Genomic DNA, 21,786 nt, shown 5'->3' with positions numbered 1-21,786 from the left:
AAACAACAACATATTGAGTAAATTTGTATGCAACGACCAGTGTTCAGAAATCAGATGGATTTTCTGAAAATGATTTCTGACAGTATTTTGCTTACCCGGATCTTAATATTAGGGACTCCATCCCGTAGAACTTTTTGGTGTGATTAAAATGTATATTGTTGATTATATGGTTGATATGAAGATTTGTAGGGGATGCCATCCTACGGGATGGAGTCCCTTTTTAACCCGCTATACCTGGCAATGCGCATCATTCCCAAAGGGCTTGTATTTTGTGGGGGTGCAGACGGATGAAGGACGGATCGGGAGAAGGGTGTTTAAATTGAGTGATTGAGGAGATTGCCCGATTTCCCGCCATTGGTGCGTGGCCGGGCAATCACCTAATCTATTAATCGATCGTCTATTACCGATGTGTAAACCAAAGTGAACCCATAAATTCTGTCTTTTTTTCTGTGTATTCATTATTCTTATATCTTTGTAATTATGATCACTACAGATGATATTATTAAAAAATTGAATGATTTAATGCCTTTTCTTATCAGAGAATACTCTGTGAAAAGACTGGGCCTGTTTGGTTCGTTCAGTGATAATTCTTATTCAGATAATAGTGATATCGATATCCTGGTTGAATTTGAGAAGCCTGTTGGATGGAAGTTCTTATCTCTGGAGATTTTTTTGGAGGAAGTTTTTAACCGGAAGATCGATTTAGTGACCAAAAATGCTTTGAAAGAGCATATTAAAGACAAAGTTTTGGATCAGGTCAAATACATATAATTTTGGGAAAGGAAAATCGCTCATACAAGATGTTCCTTGATGATATCCGGAATGCTATGACCAGGATTGCTGAATATATCGAAGGATACGATTTTGACCAATTTAAAAAAGGATTATAAAACCGTTGATGCTGTTATAAGAAATTTTGAAGTCATCGGAGAGGCCGCAAGAAACCTGGATGAATCTATAAAAACCAAATACCCGGATGTTCCCTGGAAAGAAATGTATTATTTGAGAAATAAAGTTCTGCATGAATATTTTGGAGTGGATTATGAAATTATCTGGGACATTGCAACAAAATACCTGCCGGGAAATAAGGAACAGATAGAAAAGATACTCAATAGCATTTGATTTATATTTGCTGTTTTACACGCATGCCCCCCTCATGTGGGATTTTCGAAGCTTTATCTCTTCGCCGGCATATCAAAACCATCGAGTATCTCATACGTCGCTCAATCTTCTCAATCGTGCAATTTATTAGCCGCTTGTCGATAAGTGATATGTGATTTGATAAATCATAAAAAATCCATAAATGCAAAGTGTATTTTACAATAATTCGTTATATTTGTAAAAATGACTTTGCAAAATGGAAAAGCTTTTTCAGTATTCATCTTCAAGGATAAACGCCGTCCCATTAGATTTTAAAAGGTATTTATGGGATGAGATAAACTGGAATAACAGGTTGATCGCACTGACGGGTGCAAGAGGAGTGGGAAAAACAACCATGCTTCTCCAATATATAAAGGAGAAACTGAACAGAAATCTGGAAGAAGTGATCTACGTCAGCATGGATGATTTGTTCTTCTCGACAAATAATATTGTGGATTTTGCCGATGCCTTCGTAAAAAGAGGTGGAAAATTTTTATTCCTTGATGAAATACATAAATACAGAAACTGGTCTCAGGAAATTAAGAATATTTACGATTATTTTGCCGATCTGCAGATCGTCATCACAGGGTCATCAGCCCTTGATATTTTCAAAGGGACTGCTGATCTGAGCAGGAGGGCAATTTTATACCGCATGCAGGGGTTGTCGTTCAGGGAGTTTCTCCAAATGAAGTACCATCAAACATTTCCTGTTTTAAGACTTGAGGAGCTACTGGAAAATCCATCGCAACCAATCGAAAATATTTTAAAGGAAATAAAACCCCTCAAATATTTTGAAGAGTATATGCAAAAGGGTTATTATCCGTTTTTTGCTGAAGATGAACAAAGTTACTTTGAACGTTTAAAACAAACAGTAAACCATATACTTGAAGTTGACCTGCCATCGGTTGAAAAGATAGATTTTATTTCGGTTCATCATTTACGTAAACTCTTGTCTATTATTTCAGTAATAGTCCCTTTTAAGCCCAATATATTGAAATTGAGCGAACAGGTGGGCGTTAGCAGGGAAACACTGATGAAGTATTTGTATCTCCTGGAGAGAGCTGACCTTCTGATGCTTTTGCAGTCACGTAACAAAGGGATCAGCAGGATGAACAAGCCTGAAAAGGTCTATCTCAACAATACCAATCTGATGTATGCCCTTTCGGATACCACCGTGAACACCGGAACCCTGAGAGAGACCTTTATTTACAATCAATTACAGGAAAAGTACCCGTTACGATATACCGAAGGTGGTGATTTTCTGGCAGACGGTAAATACACCATTGAGGTAGGAGGAAGCAACAAATCCAGGAAACAGGTCAGGGGAATTCATCATGCATATATTGCTGCTGATAATATAGAGTATGCGCATAACAGTATCATACCGATGTGGTTGTTTGGATTTTTATATTAGCGTCTATTAACGGGTATGTTTCTTTCTGCCCATATTACGGCCATTGCCGGAATTACCCCGGTAGAGGCAGAAATGGGTAGCAGTGTCCGATTTCCCGCCTCAGGCGGGAATTTTCGAAGGGTTTTCTCTTCGCCGGCATTACAAAACCATCGAATATCTCCTACATCGCGCAATCTCCTCAATCGCGCAATCTCCTCAATCGCGCAATAAATTAGCCGATTGTCGACAAGTAATAGGTAGTTTTACAAAATCAGGCCTAATATTGTAAAATATTTTGCAATATTAGGCCTGATTTTGTAAATTTGTAGAATGGTCCAGTTTTAAATGCAATGTACTATCAAAGAGTTATTCACGGAGATATTGAAAAATGGCTTGATAAACCGGAAGTCATTATTATTTATGGTGCCCGTCAGGTGGGAAAAACAACCTTGCTGAAAAAGCTGATCGAAAACAGGAATGATGCTCTGCTCCTGAATTGTGAAACACCTTCTGTTTCACAAATGCTGGAAACAAGAGATACCTCTGCCATTAATGCATTGTTTTCCGGTAAAAAGATCATTGGTCTGGATGAAGCCCAAAGTATCCAGGAGGTTGGGAAACTGCTCAAGCTGATATATGATAATATGCCGCAATTCAAACTCATTGTGACCGGATCAAGCAGTTTTGAGCTGGCCGGCCAACTGGGTGAACCCTTAACAGGCAGAAATATTAAAATCAGACTTCTACCGCTATCTCTTTCAGAAATCAGTAATTCAAAAAGCTTTTCGTGGGCTTTGGAGAACTTAAATACCTTGCTCGTATTTGGTGCTTATCCAGGAATGATGGATACTGATGATAAGCAGAGAAAACTTTCAGAATTGGCAGGAGATTATTTATATAAAGATATACTTGCTTTTGAGAAAGTTAGAAATCCAATGATTATCAGGAAATTGTTAAAAGCATTGGCTTTGCAGGTAGGGTCGGAAGTTTCTGTGAATGAGCTTTCTAACATGCTTGGAGTATCAAGGTATGTAGTGGAAAATTACCTGGATGTTCTGGAGAAATGTTTCATACTGTTTCACCTGGATGCATATAGCTCTAAGCAACGAAATGAGATACGTAAAAGTAAGAAATATTATTTCTACGACAATGGAATCCTTAATGCGGTTACCGGAAATTTCAACCCAGTTCAAAACAGGAATGATGCAGGAAGCTTATGGGAGAATTTCTGTATTTCCGAGAGACTCAAGCATAACTTGAACAACAACAGATATACCCGGGAATATTTTTGGAGAACATACGACGGTGCTGAAATAGATCTTGTTGAAGAAACATCCGGAAAGCTGAAAGCATTTGAGTTTAAATTCGGGTTAAAAAGAAAAAAATGTATCCCGGACAGCTTTTCTTCAGCATACAATGTTGATGAACTGACTGTTATTACTCCGGAAACGATTCATTTACTGATGGATTTATAAAAAGCAATCGCGCAATGTATTAGCCGATTGTCGATGAGTAATGAGTGATAAGTAATTAAATCTGATGAAACCACACAACCCGCCAAAAACCTGGATCGCCTTGCCTGTCCTCGATGAAGGCATGGTGCTTCCGGCTTTCCTGGATTCCCTCAGGAACCAGGAATACCACGACTTCACCCTCGTGGTTTGTGTGAACCAGCCGGAACACTGGTGGGAAATGGCGGAGAAAAAAGCGGTGTGCGAACGGAATGTGCAGGTCCTGAATGAACTTGCTGAGATCCGCGACATGGATATTATCCTGATCGATAAATGCACACCCGGTAACGGATGGGAAAAACAAAAGCACGGGGTCGGCTGGGCCCGGAAAACGCTGATGGACAGGATAAACCAACTGGCGGATGATAACGGCCTCATCATCAGCCTGGATGCAGACACGGTTTTTAATCCGGGATATATTGGCTCTGTGATCGATACCTTTCAACATTATCCTCAGGCATCCTGCCTTTCGGTTCCGTATTACCACCGCCTGGTTGAGGATGAAAAAGCCAGCAGCGCCATGCTCCGGTATGAGATCTATATGCGGAATTATTCTTTAAACCTCTGGCGCATCGGCTGTCCATACTCCTTCACCGCCCTGGGTTCGGCCATCGCTCTCCCTGTTCGGGCATACCGCAGGATAGGAGGGATGACGCCGAAAAAGAGCGGTGAGGATTTTTACTTCCTGCAAAAACTAAGGAAAGCCGGTGACATGGTATGCTGGAACCCCGAAAAGGTCTACCCCGGCACACGCTTTTCCGACCGGGTGTATTTCGGTACCGGCCCTGCCATGATCAAGGGCAGCCGGGGCGAATGGGACAGCTACCCGATATACCACCATTTGCTTTTCGATGAGATCCTGGAAACCTATGCTTTGTTTGAAACCTTGTTTGAAAGAACCGTCCCAACGCCGATGGATGGATTCCTGAAAGAGATATTCCGGGAAGAAGATATCTGGGATCCCATACGAAAGAACTGCAAAACCACCGGCCAGTTCATAAAATCCGCCCATCAGAAAGTAGATGCCCTCCGCATCCTGCAATACCTGAAAAGCCGGCAGCAGGAAGCCGGTTTTGGGGATGAGAAAAGCTTAGTATCTTTGTTTGAGCGGTTTTATCCGGGAAACGGACTGGAAAACATCCTGGAAGATCTTGATTTTACCTGTTTGTCTGTTGAAGATTTGAACAGGATCCGGGATTTTCTCGTTGAAAAGGAAGAAGCCATTCAAGAAGACGCCATCCTGGCAAACCCCTGGAGTTATGAAAGACGACAAAAAACATAAGCTGATCGTGATCCTGGGTCCCACGGCAACAGGGAAAACGCGATTGGCTGCCTTGCTGGCCGGCAGGATCAACGGTGAGATCATCAGCGCCGACTCCCGGCAGGTGTACCGCGGCATGGACCTGGGTACCGGCAAGGATTATGAGGATTACAAGGTAGGGGAGAAGATCATTCCGTACCACTTGGTGGATATCGTCGATCCCGGCTATGAATACAATGTTTTCGAGTACCAGCGGGATTTTATCAGGGCTTTTGAGGATATTGTTTCCAGGGGCAGGCAGCCTATCCTATGCGGTGGGACGGGCATGTATATCGAGGCTGTTCTCGACCGCTATAAGCTGGTCAGGGTGCCTGAAAACAAAGAACTTAGAACAAAGCTGGAAGGCAAACCGCACGACCGCCTCATTGATGAACTTTTGGTCATGAAGTCGCTGCATAACGTTACCGACACCGAAGCTACCGACCGCCTAATCCGCGCACTGGAAATCGGATACTACTACAAAGAACATCCTGAGGAGGAAACACCATTTCCTGAATTCGAAAGCATAGTCTTCGGTATAACTTTCGACCGCAAAATTATACGTACACGCATAACCGAACGCCTGAAAAAGCGACTTGACCAGGGAATGATTGATGAAGTGAGGTCTCTTCTCGAACAAGGCATTTCTCCCGAAAAACTGAAATTTTACGGACTGGAATATCGCTATCTCACCCAATACATCCTGGGAGAAATATCTTATGAAGAAATGTTCCGCTTGTTAAACACTGCTATACATCAGTTTGCCAAAAGACAAATGACCTGGTTCCGCAGAATGGAAAAGAAAGGAACGGAGATAACATGGTTGGATGGAGACAATTCGGAAAAAGAACAAATAATCGAAGATCGACGATCGACGATCAAATGATCGACGATCGACGATCGAAGAATGAATTGCAAATTTTTAAATGTAAAATTTTAAATTCATTCTCCGATCTCCGATCTCCGATCTCCGATCTCCGATTTCCCGGCTAGTCTTCTATGATCACATCAATATTAATAACGTCTCCTCTTTTATTTACGGAGTTCACTTTGATGAATCCCAGCTTCATTCCCTGGGTCATGAAAAAGATCACGTCGTTGGGTGCAAGTTGGTTCACCAGGTCGATGGAGCTTTGGAAGTCGGGGAAATCATATTCCGCGCCAATGGCATCGAATTCGGCTGCAGTAATGGGAGCCGGTTTAACCATGCCGGTCTGATTTTTTACTGTCCATGCTTCGATACCAAACACACCCTGAAGGGTTACATTTGATGGTGAGCCGATGGTAGCTCCGTTCGTGGTTCCCAGGAAGAATGCGAAATCGATCAGGGCCTGGTTGTTGGTGGCATCCGCTTTGAAATAAACCTGCCCGTTGGATGTGGAGAAAAAGCTGCCGTAGGTCTGATCATTGAATGACCCCAGCGTGATATTGGCATATTTCGTTACGGGAATACTAATCTCAATGGTTGTAACTTTAAGGCTGATCATTTTCGATTTCCCGTCTTTATCGATGGCTTTGAACTCAAGGGTTTCAATGCCGGCAACCGGCTGTGCCTCGAAATTTACGGTAAGGGTGACTTCAGGGTCATTGAAGGCAAGTGTAGTGTCTCCAACGGTTTGATTGTTGAAGATCCTCCTGACATTAATGCCAGTGATGTTTTTCTTTGTGCTGGCGTTTTGCGCTGCATAAACCTTAACTTTAAAAGCGTCTCCGACATTCACGGTAACATCACCGGAAACAAATCCCGGTTCTACCAGGAAATTGATGGTTGGGTTTTCAACAACCGGAGTAGTGTCGTCATCGTCATCTTTCTTGCAGGAAGAAAGAACAACCGATCCTGCCAGGATAAGAAATGCAAATAATTTGATAAACTTTTTCATAATTGGATCTTTTTAATAATAATGATTGTATTTGAATTCATGCAAAACAATTACAAAGATAGCTTTGTTTACGCAATGCAATTTATTAGTGAACAAATTTTATTCTAGTCATTGGCTGTGTCGGAGAGCATAGGCACAAAACGAAAGGTTCCATGATCAACGGTTTCAAACTCTCCTTCTCCTTTATTCCGGATGGATATCATATTCTGTACCTGCCCGTTCCCAAGCGGGGCCACCAGCAGGCCACCCGTTGATAACTGTGCCAGCAATTCTTTGGGTATTTCAGGAATGGCAGCTGTGATAATGATCTTGTGAAAGGGTGCGTAAGTGGGAAGGCCTTTATAACCATCCCCAAAGAAAAGACGAGGCCGGTACCCGATTGTCGGGAGAAAATGGCGGGCTTTTTCATAAAGTTTCCGCTGACGCTCTATGGAAAATACCCTGGCTCCCACATGGATCAGCACACAGGCCTGGTATCCGGATCCGGTGCCTATTTCCAATACTTTGTCGCCTTCTTTAACCTGTAATAACTCCGATTGAAAGGCAACCGTGTAGGGTTGAGAAATGGTTTGCCCTGAACCTATCGGGAAGGCTTTGTCCTGGTACGCAAATTCCAGAAAAGAAGAATCCATGAAAAGATGCCGCGGAACACTTCCGATAGCGGATAATACCCGTTCATCGCGTATGCCTTTTTCCCGTATTTCTTCTACCAGTTTTTTTCGTAGTCCTTTGTGTATGAATGAGTCCTGGATCATGCTCTTTCCTTCTTCCTGAATAGGATTCCTTTTTAGAAATGAATGCACTAAAGTAGTAAATTCCCTTATCCCGTTCGGTTAAAAAAACTACTTTTGCAAAAAATTTGAAACATGCTGAAAATAGGAGTTCTTGGTGCCGGTCATCTCGGCAAGATCCACATAAAATGCATCAAACTGATACCGGATTTTGAGCTGGTGGGCTTTTATGACCCGGATGAAGAAATATCTAAACAGGTTTCGGATGAATATGGTATAAGGTCCTTTGATTCTGTCACTGGCCTGATAGATGCGGTGGAAGTCGTGGATATTGTAACCCCAACGGTTTCGCATTTTGATTGTGCTTCCCAGGCCCTGAGAAAATTCCGTCATGTTTTCATTGAAAAGCCTGTGGTAACAACGCTTGGTGAAGCACGTGGTTTGATCGACCTTGCAGAAGAAGCTAATATTAAGGTACAGGTTGGGCATGTGGAGCGTTTTAATCCTGCTTTCCTGGCGGCACAGTCTTACCTGAATAATCCCATGTTCATTGAAACCCATAGGTTGGCACAATTCAATCCCCGGGGAACTGACGTTCCCGTTGTCCTTGACCTGATGATCCATGATATTGATATTGTGCTTAGTGCTGTAAAGTCGGGAATTAAAAGGATCAGTGCCAGTGGCGTAAACGTGGTCAGCGACACACCCGACATCGCCAACGCCAGGATCGAATTCGATAACGGTTGTGTGGCAAACCTTACCGCAAGCCGGATTTCCATGAAGAACATGAGAAAATCCCGTTTCTTCCAGAGAGATGCATACATCTCCGTTGATTTCCTGGATAAAAATGTTGAAATCATCAGCATACGCGATGTGGATAAGGATAACCCGGATCCATTTGCTATGACTATCGACCTCGGAAATGGCAAAGGAGAAAAGCAAATCCTTTTCAATAAACCGGAAATCCCCCCTATGAATGCAATCCAAAAAGAACTTGAGAGTTTTTACCATGCCATTATCAACGATACTGCCCCGCCGGTTACCATTCATGATGGCTATAATGCTTTGGACGTTGCTCACAAGGTCATGGAAAAGATCAATAATCTTCCCGATAATATTCGTTGAATTTTTATTGACATGATGAATAAATTGAACAATAATGATGTTCAAAGGCCGTTCATTGATATTGAGTGCCCCAAATCAAACTGTTTATTCATGGCTGGTTTCAAAAGGCAGTTGACTTATGTTTTTTTTATTCTCCTTTCTGCTGCTGTCTTATTATCCTGCCGTAAGTTTGAAGGCGATCAGACCATTCCTGCTTATATTTCCCTCGACTCTATGAGCCTGCAAACAGATTATTCCTTCGAGGGCTCCAACTCCCAAAAGATTACAACCATATGGATTTATGTCGATGACAATATCCAGGGTATTTATGAATTGCCATTCTCGGTTCCGGTACTCACGGAAGGAACTCACAAACTGACGATAGAAGCCGGTATCTTTCTCAATGGCATAAAGGCCCTTAGGGTTCCCTATCCATTTTACAAACCGATTTACCAGGATGTTGATTTTGTACCCGGCCAGGTTATTAATCTGAACGACGGGAATTACCAGTATTCTACAACCTATGAAAGTACCTGCGATTTTGTGTGGATAGAGGATTTTGAAGATCCCAGCATTTCGCTCGATAGCCTCTCACCAAGTCACGTAGATATACACAGGACCTATCCCGGCGGTGATCCTGAGGCTTACCTCGATGACCATTCACTATACTCAGGGGTGATAACCTTATCCGGCGATAAGAACTATTTCAGGGTGGCAACCAATGTCGGGAACGATGAAGGATTTGTTCTGCCACGCGGCAATAATCCTGTTTTCCTGGAAATTAATTTTAAAAGCAACGCGGTGTTTACTGTGGGTGTCTTCGTTAAAGGTATTTCCACCGTGGAGACCAGTGAAGTGCTGAATTTTAACACTTCCTCAGAATGGAATAAGGTTTATGTAAACCTGAAGCCTGTTGTTAATGCCTCGGTAAATGCCATTGATTTCAATATCTTTTTTGAAGGATACGGGGGATATGGTTTGGAACCTACAAAGATATACCTCGATAACATTAAGTTAATTCACTATAAGGTAAATTGAACCGAATGAATAAAAAATTACAGGTACTTAAGTATGTAATCTTTGACCTCCTGGCTGCAGCCATAGCCTGGACACTTTTTTTCATTTACCGCAAATACGTTATCGAGCCGAATATCTTCGGACACCCGGAAGAGATACTGAAGGATGACAACCTGTATATTGGGATCTCTTTTATCCCGGTTTTCTGGCTTATTCTTTATACACTGGTAGGCACATACAGGAAAATATACCGCAAATCAAGGCTCAGGGAACTGGGACAGACTTTGCTGATCACTCTCATTGGCGTTATCATTATCTTCTTCGCACTGATCCTCGACGATATCATTACTTCCTATAAATCATACTACCAATCTTTCTTTGTTCTGTTCGGGTTTCATTTCTTTTTCACCTATTTTTTCAGACTTATCCTTACCACTATTACGGTCAGGAAAATCCATCACAAAAAGATTGGGTTCAACACCATTATTGTTGGTAGTAACGGGAATGCCCTTTCTATTTATCAGGAGATCGAGAACCAGGAGAAATCGTCGGGCAATAAGTTCATTGGATTTGTAAATGTTTTTGATTACGAATCCTATAAGATTTCGCAATATATCCCTCATCTCGGTCATTACAAGGATCTCCGGGAAATCATTGTTCGTTATGATGTGGAGGAGGTGATCATTGCCATTGAACGATCGGAAAGAAAAACCATAGAAGATATCATCACTCTTCTGGAAGATACGGATGTCCTCATCAAGGTCATTCCGGATATGCAGGATATTTTGCTGGGTACGGTAAAGATGACATCTGTGTTTCACACCCCGCTGATCCAGATTGCCCCGGAGCTGATGCCCGCCTGGCAGCAATCTCTGAAGAGAATAATGGACATAATTGTATCAATTGTTGCAATGATCCTGTTGATCCCCCTGTATCTTTTTGTTGGCATTGGGATCATGTTAACATCCAGGGGCCCGATCATTTATTCCCAGGAAAGGGTTGGAATCAACGGCGTTCCATTCAAGATGCATAAGTTCCGGTCTATGTATGCCGATGCTGAGAAAAACGGCCCGCAGTTGTCATCCGACGATGACCCCAGGATTACCCCTTTCGGGAAATTTCTCCGTAAGGTCAGACTGGATGAGATTCCCCAGTTTTATACGGTGTTGAAAGGGGATATGTCGTTGGTAGGGCCTCGCCCGGAAAGACGTTATTATATTGATCAGATTGTTCAGAGGGTGCCTCATTACAGATTACTGCATAAGGTCAAGCCGGGTATCACTTCCTGGGGACAGGTAAAATACGGATATGCTTCCAATGTGGATGAAATGATAGAAAGGCTCAAATACGATCTGCTTTATATTGAGAATATGTCGCTTGCCATGGATCTTAAAATATTGATCTACACCGTGATGATTGTTATGCAGGGCCGCGGAAAATAATCAGAGTTCCCCGCTTTCAATAAGTCTGACAATGGCCTCTATTTCCTGATCTTCCCCTTCGGGATCGTATTTGATTTTGAGGTTATAACCGAACATACGGGCAAAGGTTTGCCAGAAAAAAGCAACAAATTTCCCTCGGAGTTCTGCGACAAGGTCATAGGATGAGTTCCCTGTTTCCCGGTCGACCAGCTTGATGAGTATCTTCCCCTGTGAAAATGTTAATTGTTTGAGGTCTTCGCTGTATTCAGTCTTGAGTTCTTCCTCTGCTTGTTTCATGATCTGCCGCCTTTCCTTGTCGTCTTTCGCATTTATAAGTATATCCTCGTATTCTTTGAGTTTTATCCCGGCAAGTTTTGCATAGGGGTAGACCTTTTTGACATTGCGTACGAGTTTGGTGAATTTGCGCGCCTGACGCTCATTCTTGATAACCTTTAGCGATACCACGGTTACCTGGCGCAGGGGAATCACCGGGATGGTGTCACCGTCGACGATTCTGGCATAAACGACCAATTCCCTTTCCTGTTGCCCCATAGCGGCAACAGATAGGATGAAGATCAGACCGGTCAGGATTATCCGTTTAAAAGGCATACGTGTTGCATATCAAGTTCCGTGCCGGAACAAAACAATAACAGGCATTAAAAACAAAACCCGATCAGGCTACCTTGAGCTTGGCAAGGTTGGCAAGCTTGAATTTTTCCCGTGCATAATCATGGCTGACATGGAAACTGCGGGCCTTTTTCGATGGTAGTTCAAACATGGCATCGGTCAGGATGGCTTCAAGGATGGACCTTAGTCCGCGAGCTCCCAGTTTGAATTCATCCGATTTCTCAACAATGAAATCGTAAACTTCTTCGTCGAAACTTAGGTCAATGCCATCCATCTTGAAAAGCTTCACGTACTGTTTCACCAAAGAGTTTTTCGGTTCCAGCAATATTTTCCGCAGGATCTCCCTGTTCAGGGGATCCAGATGTGTAATAACCGGGAACCTTCCGACAATCTCCGGGATCAGTCCGAATTTCTTCAGATCGGATGGTGATATATATTGCAGGAGATTTTCCTTGTCGATGCTTTGTTTATCTTTATCAAAGCTGTAACCGATCACATTGGTCTGTAACCTTGATGCGATGATCTTATCCATGGAATTAAAAGCCCCTCCCGAGATGAAAAGGATATTCTGTGTGTCAATCTGTATCATTTTCTGCTCGGGGTGCTTACGGCCACCCTGAGGAGGTACGTTTACTACAGTACCTTCCAGGAGCTTCAGAAGTGCCTGCTGAACACCTTCACCGGATACATCACGGGTAATGGATGGATTATCGCTTTTGCGGGCGATTTTATCGATCTCATCGATGAAAACAATACCCATTTCTGCTGCCTGAACATTATAATCCGCCGCCTGAAGCAGCCTTGATAAAATACTTTCCACATCCTCACCCACGTACCCGGCCTCTGTTAGCACAGTGGCATCGGCAATACAGAACGGAACATGAAGCATGCGGGCAATGGTACGAGCCAGCAATGTCTTTCCTGTACCGGTTTCACCAACGATGATAATATTGGATTTTTCAATTTCCACATCGTCATTGTCGATGCGGGGTTGTGTGATCCTTTTGTAATGGTTGTAAACAGCAACCGATAAAACCCTCTTTGCAATATCCTGGCCAATCACGTATTGATCGAGATAAGCCTTGATCTCTCCCGGTTTTTTCAGTTCAATATTCTGGATCTTTCTTTCGTGACGGGTAGCCAGTTCTTCCTGAAGTATGGTCTGGGCCTGAACGACACAACTATCACAAATGTGTGCGTCAATGCCCGCGATCAGCAGTTTGACCTGTGACTTCTCACGACCGCAAAAAGAACATCGCTGTATTTGTTTCGACATAAAAGGAATTTATCTTTTGTACGAAAAAATCTATTTTTGGTTTTTCACCAGAACCTCATCGATCATGCCATATTCCTTTGCTTCTTCAGCAGTCATCCAGTAATCCCTGTCAGAGTCTTTCCAGATTCTTTTGTAAGGTTGCCCGCTGTGCCTGGCTATGATTTCATAAAGCTCTTTTTTAACCTTCTGAATCTCCCTGGCAGTGATCTCGATATCCGATGCTTGTCCTTCAGCTCCGCCCATGGGCTGATGAATCAGGATGCGCGAGTGTCTCAGGGCGGTGCGCTTGCCGGCCTGGCCGGCACAAAGCAATACTGCTCCCATGGAGGCGGCAACACCGGTACAGATGGTGGCTACGTCAGGAGAAATATATTGCATGGTATCGTAAATACCTAATCCTGCATATACTGCACCACCCGGGGTGTTAAGGTAAATCTGAATATCCTTTTTTGAATCAACGGATTCAAGGAAAAGCAACTGCGCCTGAATGATATTGGCTACGTAATCATTGATGGGAACCCCAAGGAAGATGATCCTGTCCATCATCAAACGGGAAAATACGTCCATGGTGGCAATGTTCATCTGCCTCTCTTCGATAATGGTCGGAGAAATGTAATTTGAACTAATGGAAGCATACCTGTCGAGGGTCAGGGAACTGATGCCTGCATGACCCATCGCGTATTTTCTGAATTCGTTGCTGTTCATTTTTTTAATGTTTATGGTTGGAAGCTGTTTTTATATAATCATCGTAACTTACTTTCTTTGTCTTGATTTTCAGGTGCGTTTTCAGAAATTCCACCAGTTTTTCACTTTGCAGAATGTCATAGGCTTTCTCTACTTCTTTCTCATTCTGCAGAACCGTGTTTACATAATTATCCACCCTTTTCTCCAGTTCAGGATCCATTACCATTCCACCCAGCTGGGCTACCAGATTTTGGCGGATATAGGCTCTTATTTCCTCTTCATTCACCCTGATTCCATTATCCATAACAATTTTGTTCTCTATTAGTTGCCACTGAAGGGCCTTTTTGTAATGCTCGTATTCGTGTTCGTAGAACTCATCGGTATGTTCATGGTTGTGTTCCTGTTCATGGTCACTTTCATGGTTTTCCTTGATCCAGCGTTTCAGGAATTCATCGGGGAGTTCCATTCCTGCTTCCTCGATGAGTTTTTCCATGGTATTGTTCAGGAATATCTTATCGGTTTCACGGGTAAATACACTCCGGGTTTCGGCTATGACTTCATTCCTGAATTCTTCTTCGGTTTTTATATCCTTTTTGGGATATATCTTTTCATACAAATCTTCATTCAGGTCGGCAGGAACGATGCAGTAAATCTTGTCTACCTCAAATGAAAAATCCGAATCAAGCTTATCGTCATCTTCATTCAGACCGGTGATATAGGATGCTTCCTTCCTGCTGCCGGCGGCTTTTAATGGGTTAAAAACTATCTTTTCCCCGATTTTCAGACCAACGAATTTCTCTTTTTCATTTTTGTTGTCAAGATATTTCAGGGAAATGGTTTTTTCCTGCTGCTCTTCCCCTTCTTTCGGGTTTCCTTCAGGATCAACCGCTACCAGTTTTCCATGGAGAATATCATTTTCTTCTGCCGTTTCAACTTCCTCGGTTTTTCCGTGGCGCATCCTGACATCCTGGATATATTTATCGATGGTTTTATCGTCGGTTTCGATTTCAATATATTCTGCTTTTATCTTATCGCCGATTTCAAGGTTGACTTCCGGTGCTAACCCGATGTCAAAGAAAAAGGTAAAATTCTCATCTTGTTCGAAATCTGGAATGGGTGATTTCTCTGTGTTGGGAAGCGGCTGGCCAAGCATACGGAGCTTATTATCCGTAATGTAATCGCTGAGGGATTTTGATAGGAGTTTTTGTATTTCTTCTGCCATTACCGATTTTCCAAACATTTTCCGGATCATACCTTGCGGGACCTTCCCGGGACGAAAGCCGGGAATATTGGCCTTTTTCTGATAATCCTTCAATACTTTCTGCACTTCTGGTTCGTAATCTGCCTTTTGCAGGTCAATCTGAATGGTCGCAGTCAGATTGCCGGTTTCTTCCTTCGTAATATTCATCGAAATTTATTAATTAATGGATTTAAGGGCTGCAAATATAATTATTATTCAGCTTGCTGCGGGTGGAGGAGGGGATATTGTTTCAGGAATTGGCTTGCTTCATTCTATCCATGGGTATCTCAACCCTAAAGGTACTGCCTTTTCCGGATTCCGATTCAACACTGACATTGCCCCCCATTAACTTTACCACTTCCCGGATAATGGCCAATCCCAGCCCGGTACCTCCATATTTTCGGGTAGAGGAGTCGTCAACCTGCCGGAAATTTTCAAAAATAATATCCTGTTTATCCTTTGGGATTCCTATGCCTGAATCACTTACACTGATAATGAGGGAATTCTTCCTGGTCATTCCAGATAGTTCCACATAACCTTCCTTTGTATATTTGAAAGCATTATCAAGCAGATTATCCAGGATCTGTCTGAGGCGTTTTCCATCTGCGTATAATGTTCCTACATGTTTCATTGGTTCCAGTTTAAGCCTGAAATCAATGTTTTCCTTGCCAATCAATGGTTGTTCCCTCCTGAAATCCTCCCACGCATCCCTGATCAATTGCTCCGGGTTGACCTTTTCGGCACCCAGACTTAACTGCCCGGTTTGGATGGCTGAAATGTCGATAATATTGGAGATCAATACGAGTAGCTGACGTGTATTCGACTGGATCATTTCAAGATAATACTGCTTTTCTTCTTCTTTAACGCCGGAATTTTTCAGGATATTCGAAAACCCTACTATACCGTTCATAGGAGTCCGGATCTCATGCGAAAGGTTGAGGAGAAAAGCGGATTTCAACCGGTCGGATTCTTCGGCTTTTTCCTTGGCAAGGATAAGTTCTTCCCGGTTTTTCTGGATTTCCTTGTGCTGTTTTACCAGGGTCTCAAATGCTTTCTTCTTTTGCCTTACTTGCCTGTATAATAATAGTGATAAACCCAGGAAAACAGTAAATGCTATGATAAGTCCAAGTCCGATGATCTGCTGCCTGCGTATCTGCTGCCGGTTTAACTCAAGCTGAAGCTCTTTTTTTTCTTTTTCCTGATTCAGCAATTTAATCTCATTTTCCCGCGATTCAATTTCATATCCGGTCTGCAGCATGCTTAATCGCTTTGCCATCGATTCACTGAATATTGAATCGTTGATCTTTGTGTATAACTTATTGTATTCGTATGCTTTACGGTATTCTCTGATTTGTGCATACACTTCTGACATCCCCTTATAACTATCTGCCATGGAAGGTAGAATTTGCTGTTCTTCCATAATTTGTAATCCATCATGGTAATATTGCAGGGATTTATTGTAATCACCCATTCTAAAATATAATTCGCCCAGAGAAGTATAGGATTCACCGAGGCTGATCTGGTTTCCCATTTCCTGGTCGAGGGCGATCGATCTTAGATGATATTGTAATGCTTTGCTGAAGTCTTTATCCTTTGTGTAATACTCTCCCAGATTGCTCATGGCTATGGCCATACTCATTTTATCATTCAACTCTTCTGCCATCCTGAGCGATTCGAGGTAGTATTCCAGGGCTTGTTTCCTGTTTCCTTTGTCGTCATAAATAATGGCAATATTATTAAGAGATTGTGCGATGCCCCTCTTGTTTTCAAGCATTTTTTCAATTTCCAGTCCCCTGATATAATACTCCAACGCTTTGTCGTATTGCTTCCAATCGTGATACACAATACCTATATTGTTATTTATAATGGCTATGCCATTTTGATCCTGCAGTCTGTCATAAATTTCCAGTGCTTCAAGATAGTATATCAATGCTTTTTCATAATTGCCAAATGTCTGGTAAACATTGGCCAGATTATTCAGGGATCCGGCTATAGCTTCAACTTCGTTAAGTTCCCTTTGTACTTTCAGAGCCTGGTTATAGTATGCCAGGGCTTTTTCATAATCTCCGGTATACTCGTATACCATCCCTATGTCAACCAGTCTGGAAGCCAATTCAGATTTATTGGCTATGTCTTTTTCAATGTCAATAGAAAGACTTTGATACTTCAGGGCATTTTCAAATTCCTGTTTGTCGAAATAAACATACCCCAGGTAATTATAAAGTTTGAAGATATTGCTGCTGTCACCGCTTGATTCCATTATGGGTTGGGCTTCCAGCAGGTAATTCAGGGACAGATCAAGGCTGTCATGGTGGTAATAGACTTTTCCGAGTTGAAAAGCAGCAGCGGCAAGCTGTTCGTTGGCGGATATTTTTTTAGCCAGGAAATAAGCCCGGAGCGCCAAATTTTCTGCTGAGTCTTCTTCCGTATAAATGAATTGATCCGATAACTCAAGCATTATTCCAATCTTTTCTTTCTCCCCGGCACGGTTAAGCTCTGTTATCAGACTGTCGATAATCTTCTCATCCTGTGTGAATCCTGTAGCTGATACAACCAGTAAACAAATAGCTAAGCAGATTTTCTTCATAAGTACATTTGATGATATGATTATGTTATTCACACTTTGCTGCTGGTCGTTACTGATGATTTGGTTTTATTATTTATTGAAGATATGGGTTGTGCGGATGAAGGGACTCGAACCCCCACGCCTTTCGGCACCAGATCCTAAGTCTGGCGCGGCTACCAATTACGCCACATCCGCGTTTTTTATAACGGCAAATATAGGAAAAAACTCATTCCTCAGTCAATATGGATACTGGTTTAATAAATGGTTAATTTTCAGGACAATATCAATAAATGCCGGATTTTGATAATAATTTTACTCGTTTTAAGTTTAATTAGTGCCTTTGGCGGATACTTTCCAGCCACCATCATAAATTATTTGCCGAAACACTATGTGTAACTAATACGAATCATTATTTTTGCGACTTTTTTTAACTGAAATCAATATCGGTAAATGAGTTTATATAAAACATCTAAGATAGTTAGATTTTTTATTGGGATATCCTTCGTGGTTTCAATATTGAAGCCGGTGATGGGGCAGGAGATGTTGGGATTAGTAAACAGCAATTTTGCCGGCTCTGCCGGTCTCTCACTCAACCCTTCTTCTCTTGTGAACAGCAAGCTTTATATGGATATACACTTGCTTTCCGGTGACATTTTCGCAGAGAACAATTACCTGTATATTCACAGGCAGGATTACCGCTTATTTAAAATGCTGGGACCCAATGGGGATGTTCCTGCCTACGGAAAGAACAACAGTATGTTCGATCGTTTCAGTAATACAGAACTTAAAAATGCTTATATGAATATCCGCCTGCAGGGGCCATCGTTTATGATGGTCTGGGGTGATCACGCATTTGGGTTTTACACTGCGGCCAGGTCGGTATTGTCGTTGAGGAGGTTGCCTTATGAGATTCCCAACTTCCTGTATGAAGGACTGGAATACGATAAGCAGCATAACATCAATTATGTGGATAAGAATTTTAGCCTTACCAACCTTGAATGGGCTGAGTTTGGGTTAACATACAGCACCGTGATATATCAAAGGGCGATGGACAGGTTCACGGCAGGGATTACTGTAAAGTACCTGGCCGGTGTGACCGGTGGATATATGAATGTTTCAGAGATTGATTACATCGTTTTAAATGATAGCACGGTTAATGTGAATAATCTGAATACGGACATCGGATTCTCCCTTCCTGTGAATTACGAGACTAACGAGGCGATGCTTTCTGATCCACTTTTCAAGGGCAGAGGCTTCGGAGTGGATCTGGGGATGAACTACCTCCGCATGAAAAGAGGTGCACAGCAATCTTCTTTCAGCCGCTTATGTCGTCAAAGTTATCCCGATTACTATTATAAGCTTGGTTTTTCACTTATTGATATTGGACGTATCCGTTTTCGGGAAAATGCCAGAACCTATAAGTTTGAAGATGTGAATGCTTACCTGAGGAGGTTGGATACTCTTAATTATTACAATCTTGATCAGATCACAGGTTTTCTGAGCGAACAGTTTTACGGTGACCCTGATGCTGCAGTAGAAGGAGATGAGATCTCGATAGTATTACCTTCGGCATTTTCTGCCCAGTTTGATTACCAGTTCCTTCCGGGGTGGTATGTGAACTCAACCGCTGTTGTTCCAATCCCTCTTGGCAAAGCCAGGTTACATCGCCCAGCGCAGTTGTCCATCACTCCGCGATTTGAGCACTGGTTGTATGAGGTCAGCCTGCCGGTTTCATTATACGATATGCGCTATCCTCGTATCGGGTTGGCGGCACGTTTTGCTTTTCTCACCGTAGGTACGGATAAGCTGGGTGGTTTTTTCGGACTGAGTGATTTTACAGGTATGGATATTTACTTTGCCATTAAAATCAACTTTACCAAGGGCAGATGCCCCTTCAGTGGCCGTTCAACTTATTGTACCAATGATGAATACGGTCCTATCAGGAAAAGACGGAAATAAAGACTTCTGCGTTATTTCTCCTTAGTTTCAGGTTTTATACCGGCTATCACCTCAAGCATATCGGTAGTCAATGATTTTGGCCTTTCCAGAGGATACATCAATGCTCTGTCCCAGATAATATTGGCTGCAATACCGATAGCACGGCCGATTCCAAAAAGTACGGTATAAAAGTCGTATTCCCGGACTCCGTAATGCCATTGCAGGACTCCTGATTGTGCATCCACGTTTGGCCAGGGGTTTTTTGCCTTTCCATGTTCCATCAGGATGGGTGGAACTACTTTATAAAGCATATCAACGTACTTAAAAAGAGGATCATCGGGCATATGTTTCAGGGAGAATTCCCGTTGCAGGGTATACCTGGGGTCGGTTTTTCTCAAAACAGCATGACCGTATCCCGGGACAACAAACCCTGAGTTCAGGGTTTCCCAGACGTATTGTTTCAGTTCATCCTCGGTAGGTTCCGCTCCCCCCATTCTGTCCATCAGTTCCTGCAGCCATCGAAGCACTTCCTGGTTGGCCAAACCATGCAGAGGGCCTGCCAGGCCATTGATCATCGCAGAAATACTCAGGTAAATATCTGAAAGTGAGCTTGCAACGAGATGGCCCGTATGAGCGCTCACATTCCCACTCTCATGATCGCTGTGCAGGATAAAGTGCAGGCGGGAAACATCGTCATAAGGTTTTTCTTTACCCATCATAAAGGCAAAATTGCCGGCAAAATCGAGGTTGGGATTCGATTGGATGCGCTTGCCATCGCGGTAAAGCTTGGCATATATATATGTTGCTACTTCCGGTAGCTTGGCAAGGAGGTTGATACTGTCTTCATACATTGGGTCCCAGTGATCGGTTTTATTTATACCCGCGAAGTATTTTTTATGGAAAAATGACTCACGGTGCATAGTCAAAATGGCGGAGGAGAATATTGTCATGGGATGACTGCAGCACGGGAATGCATCGATCACTTCATAAACATATCTGGGCAGAATCCTGCGTTTGTTAAATTCATCAACGCAATCAAGCACTTCCTTTTCCGTTGGGATATCTCCGGTAAGCAGGAGCCATACCAGTCCTTCTACATAGGGCATCTCTGCTTTTTTGGGTTTGGGAAGCTTTTCGAAGACTTCTTTGAGGGTATATCCCCTGTAACGGATACCTTCATTGGGATCGAGGTAGGATATGTCGGTGACGAGGCATTTTAATCCTCTCATGCCTCCAAGCATTTTGGAAATAGTAACCTTATCTACTTCCACATCCCCGTATTCTTCCATCAGACGTTTGGTCCTTGGTCTCCATTCCTGGATCTTTTCGTGTAGTCTTTCTTTAAGTGATGACATGCCAATAAATATTAATTGTCAGATGTGTTTTGTTAAATCATGTTCTCGATCAAGGCATCCCCGAATTCACTGCATTTGAGCAAGGTTGCGCCTTCCATCATCCTATGATAGTCATAGGTGACCATTTTACGGGCTACTGTTTTTTCTATACCCTTCCAGATCAGATTGTGGGCTTCATCCCAACCCAAATACTTAAACATCATAGCACCGGATAATATAACAGAGCTTGGATTGACCATATCCAGCCCGGCATATTTAGGTGCTGTACCATGGGTTGCTTCGAAGATGGCATGACCCGATTCGTAATTGATATTTGCTCCCGGGGCAATACCAATACCGCCTACCTGGGCAGCCAGCGCATCGCTGAGATAATCCCCGTTCAGATTCATTGTTGCGACAACATCAAATTCTGCCGCCCTTGTAAGTACTTGCTGAAGAGCAATATCCGCAATAGCGTCTTTTACCAGCAGTTTATTTTTCCATTGTCCGTTACCATGAGTAGGGATCAATTGCACTGCTTCCTGGATTTCATTCTTTACCGACAGCTTTTGGGTATCCGTCATAAGAGAATACCCCGGTTCTATCAGACGAGCGTTTTCTTCT

The 21,786-nt window shown here is 42.7% G+C and carries 18 protein-coding genes, 1 tRNA gene and 1 pseudogene; 10 read left to right on the top strand and 10 right to left on the bottom strand.

Features of this window, described 5'->3' with window-relative positions; all coding sequences use genetic code 11:
* Positions 1-480: 480 nt before the first annotated feature.
* The 6 genes and pseudogenes from KKA81_04405 to miaA all read left to right on the top strand — a co-directional run bounded on the left by KKA81_04405 (position 481) and on the right by miaA (position 6,230).
* Positions 481-771 carry a nucleotidyltransferase family protein gene (locus KKA81_04405; protein MBU2650154.1) on the top strand — a complete coding sequence of 97 codons (291 nt, stop codon included), beginning with the start codon at positions 481-483 and terminating at the stop codon, positions 769-771.
* Between the two features lie 29 nt (positions 772-800).
* A pseudogene (locus tag KKA81_04400) lies at positions 801-1,122 on the top strand (DUF86 domain-containing protein).
* Positions 1,123-1,357: 235 nt separating this feature from the next.
* Complete coding sequence (locus KKA81_04395; GenBank protein MBU2650153.1) at positions 1,358-2,554, top strand: AAA family ATPase; 1,197 nt, start codon at positions 1,358-1,360, stop codon at positions 2,552-2,554.
* A gap of 329 nt (positions 2,555-2,883) precedes the next feature.
* Positions 2,884-4,008, top strand: coding sequence for an ATP-binding protein (locus KKA81_04390; protein ID MBU2650152.1), 1,125 nt, complete (start codon positions 2,884-2,886; stop codon positions 4,006-4,008).
* Positions 4,009-4,072: 64 nt separating this feature from the next.
* Positions 4,073-5,326: a glycosyltransferase family 2 protein gene (locus KKA81_04385; GenBank protein ID MBU2650151.1), complete on the top strand. Its 1,254-nt coding sequence runs from the start codon at positions 4,073-4,075 to the stop codon at positions 5,324-5,326.
* Positions 5,304-6,230 (top strand): tRNA (adenosine(37)-N6)-dimethylallyltransferase MiaA, encoded by a 927-nt coding sequence (gene miaA, locus KKA81_04380; GenBank protein MBU2650150.1) that lies wholly within the window; start codon positions 5,304-5,306, stop codon positions 6,228-6,230. Before KKA81_04385 ends, miaA begins: the two co-directional genes overlap by 23 nt.
* A gap of 103 nt (positions 6,231-6,333) precedes the next feature.
* On the opposite strand, the gene KKA81_04375 is transcribed toward miaA, so the two are convergent.
* Both KKA81_04375 and KKA81_04370 read right to left on the bottom strand, forming a co-directional pair.
* Positions 6,334-7,224: a hypothetical protein gene (locus KKA81_04375; protein MBU2650149.1), complete on the bottom strand. Its 891-nt coding sequence runs from the start codon at positions 7,222-7,224 to the stop codon at positions 6,334-6,336.
* 104 nt (positions 7,225-7,328) lie between these two features.
* Positions 7,329-7,976: a protein-L-isoaspartate(D-aspartate) O-methyltransferase gene (locus KKA81_04370; GenBank protein MBU2650148.1), complete on the bottom strand. Its 648-nt coding sequence runs from the start codon at positions 7,974-7,976 to the stop codon at positions 7,329-7,331.
* 114 nt (positions 7,977-8,090) lie between these two features.
* Between KKA81_04370 and KKA81_04365 the strand changes: the two genes are divergently transcribed.
* The 3 genes from KKA81_04365 to KKA81_04355 all read left to right on the top strand — a co-directional run bounded on the left by KKA81_04365 (position 8,091) and on the right by KKA81_04355 (position 11,518).
* Positions 8,091-9,080 (top strand): Gfo/Idh/MocA family oxidoreductase, encoded by a 990-nt coding sequence (locus KKA81_04365; GenBank protein ID MBU2650147.1) that lies wholly within the window; start codon positions 8,091-8,093, stop codon positions 9,078-9,080.
* Between the two features lie 90 nt (positions 9,081-9,170).
* Positions 9,171-10,097 carry a hypothetical protein gene (locus tag KKA81_04360; protein MBU2650146.1) on the top strand — a complete coding sequence of 309 codons (927 nt, stop codon included), beginning with the start codon at positions 9,171-9,173 and terminating at the stop codon, positions 10,095-10,097.
* A 5-nt stretch (positions 10,098-10,102) separates the two neighbouring features.
* Positions 10,103-11,518, top strand: a complete 1,416-nt coding sequence (locus KKA81_04355) for a sugar transferase (protein ID MBU2650145.1) — start codon at positions 10,103-10,105, stop codon at positions 11,516-11,518.
* Here the strand turns inward: KKA81_04355 and KKA81_04350 are convergent, their stop codons facing one another.
* The 6 genes from KKA81_04350 to KKA81_04325 all read right to left on the bottom strand — a co-directional run bounded on the left by KKA81_04350 (position 11,519) and on the right by KKA81_04325 (position 18,085).
* A complete protein-coding gene (locus tag KKA81_04350) occupies positions 11,519-12,106 on the bottom strand; it encodes a DUF4294 domain-containing protein (protein MBU2650144.1) in 588 nt (195 codons plus the stop codon).
* 64 nt (positions 12,107-12,170) lie between these two features.
* Positions 12,171-13,400 (bottom strand): ATP-dependent Clp protease ATP-binding subunit ClpX, encoded by a 1,230-nt coding sequence (clpX, locus tag KKA81_04345; GenBank protein ID MBU2650143.1) that lies wholly within the window; start codon positions 13,398-13,400, stop codon positions 12,171-12,173.
* A gap of 30 nt (positions 13,401-13,430) precedes the next feature.
* Entirely contained in the window at positions 13,431-14,105 is a 675-nt protein-coding gene (gene clpP, locus KKA81_04340; protein ID MBU2650142.1) for an ATP-dependent Clp endopeptidase proteolytic subunit ClpP, read from the bottom strand.
* Positions 14,106-14,109: 4 nt separating this feature from the next.
* Positions 14,110-15,492, bottom strand: a complete 1,383-nt coding sequence (gene tig / locus KKA81_04335; protein ID MBU2650141.1) for a trigger factor — start codon at positions 15,490-15,492, stop codon at positions 14,110-14,112.
* Between the two features lie 82 nt (positions 15,493-15,574).
* Positions 15,575-17,911, bottom strand: coding sequence for a tetratricopeptide repeat protein (locus tag KKA81_04330; GenBank protein MBU2650140.1), 2,337 nt, complete (start codon positions 17,909-17,911; stop codon positions 15,575-15,577).
* A 92-nt stretch (positions 17,912-18,003) separates the two neighbouring features.
* A tRNA-Leu gene (locus KKA81_04325) sits at positions 18,004-18,085 on the bottom strand.
* Between the two features lie 255 nt (positions 18,086-18,340).
* On the opposite strand from KKA81_04325, the gene KKA81_04320 reads away from it, so the two are divergent.
* The gene (locus KKA81_04320; protein ID MBU2650139.1) at positions 18,341-19,849 is read left to right on the top strand and encodes a hypothetical protein; all 1,509 of its coding nucleotides are present in this window, start codon (positions 18,341-18,343) and stop codon (positions 19,847-19,849) included.
* A gap of 11 nt (positions 19,850-19,860) precedes the next feature.
* Here the strand turns inward: KKA81_04320 and KKA81_04315 are convergent, their stop codons facing one another.
* The gene (locus KKA81_04315) at positions 19,861-21,183 is read right to left on the bottom strand and encodes a citrate (Si)-synthase (GenBank protein ID MBU2650138.1); all 1,323 of its coding nucleotides are present in this window, start codon (positions 21,181-21,183) and stop codon (positions 19,861-19,863) included.
* Positions 21,184-21,215: 32 nt separating this feature from the next.
* Positions 21,216-21,786, bottom strand: a 571-nt coding sequence (locus tag KKA81_04310; GenBank protein ID MBU2650137.1) for an NADP-dependent isocitrate dehydrogenase, incomplete at its 5' end; no start/stop codon positions are given.

Source organism: Bacteroidota bacterium (assembly GCA_018831055.1).
Classification (GTDB): Bacteria; Bacteroidota; Bacteroidia; order Bacteroidales; family B18-G4; genus M55B132.
This window is presented reverse-complemented; position numbering and strand designations above follow the sequence as displayed.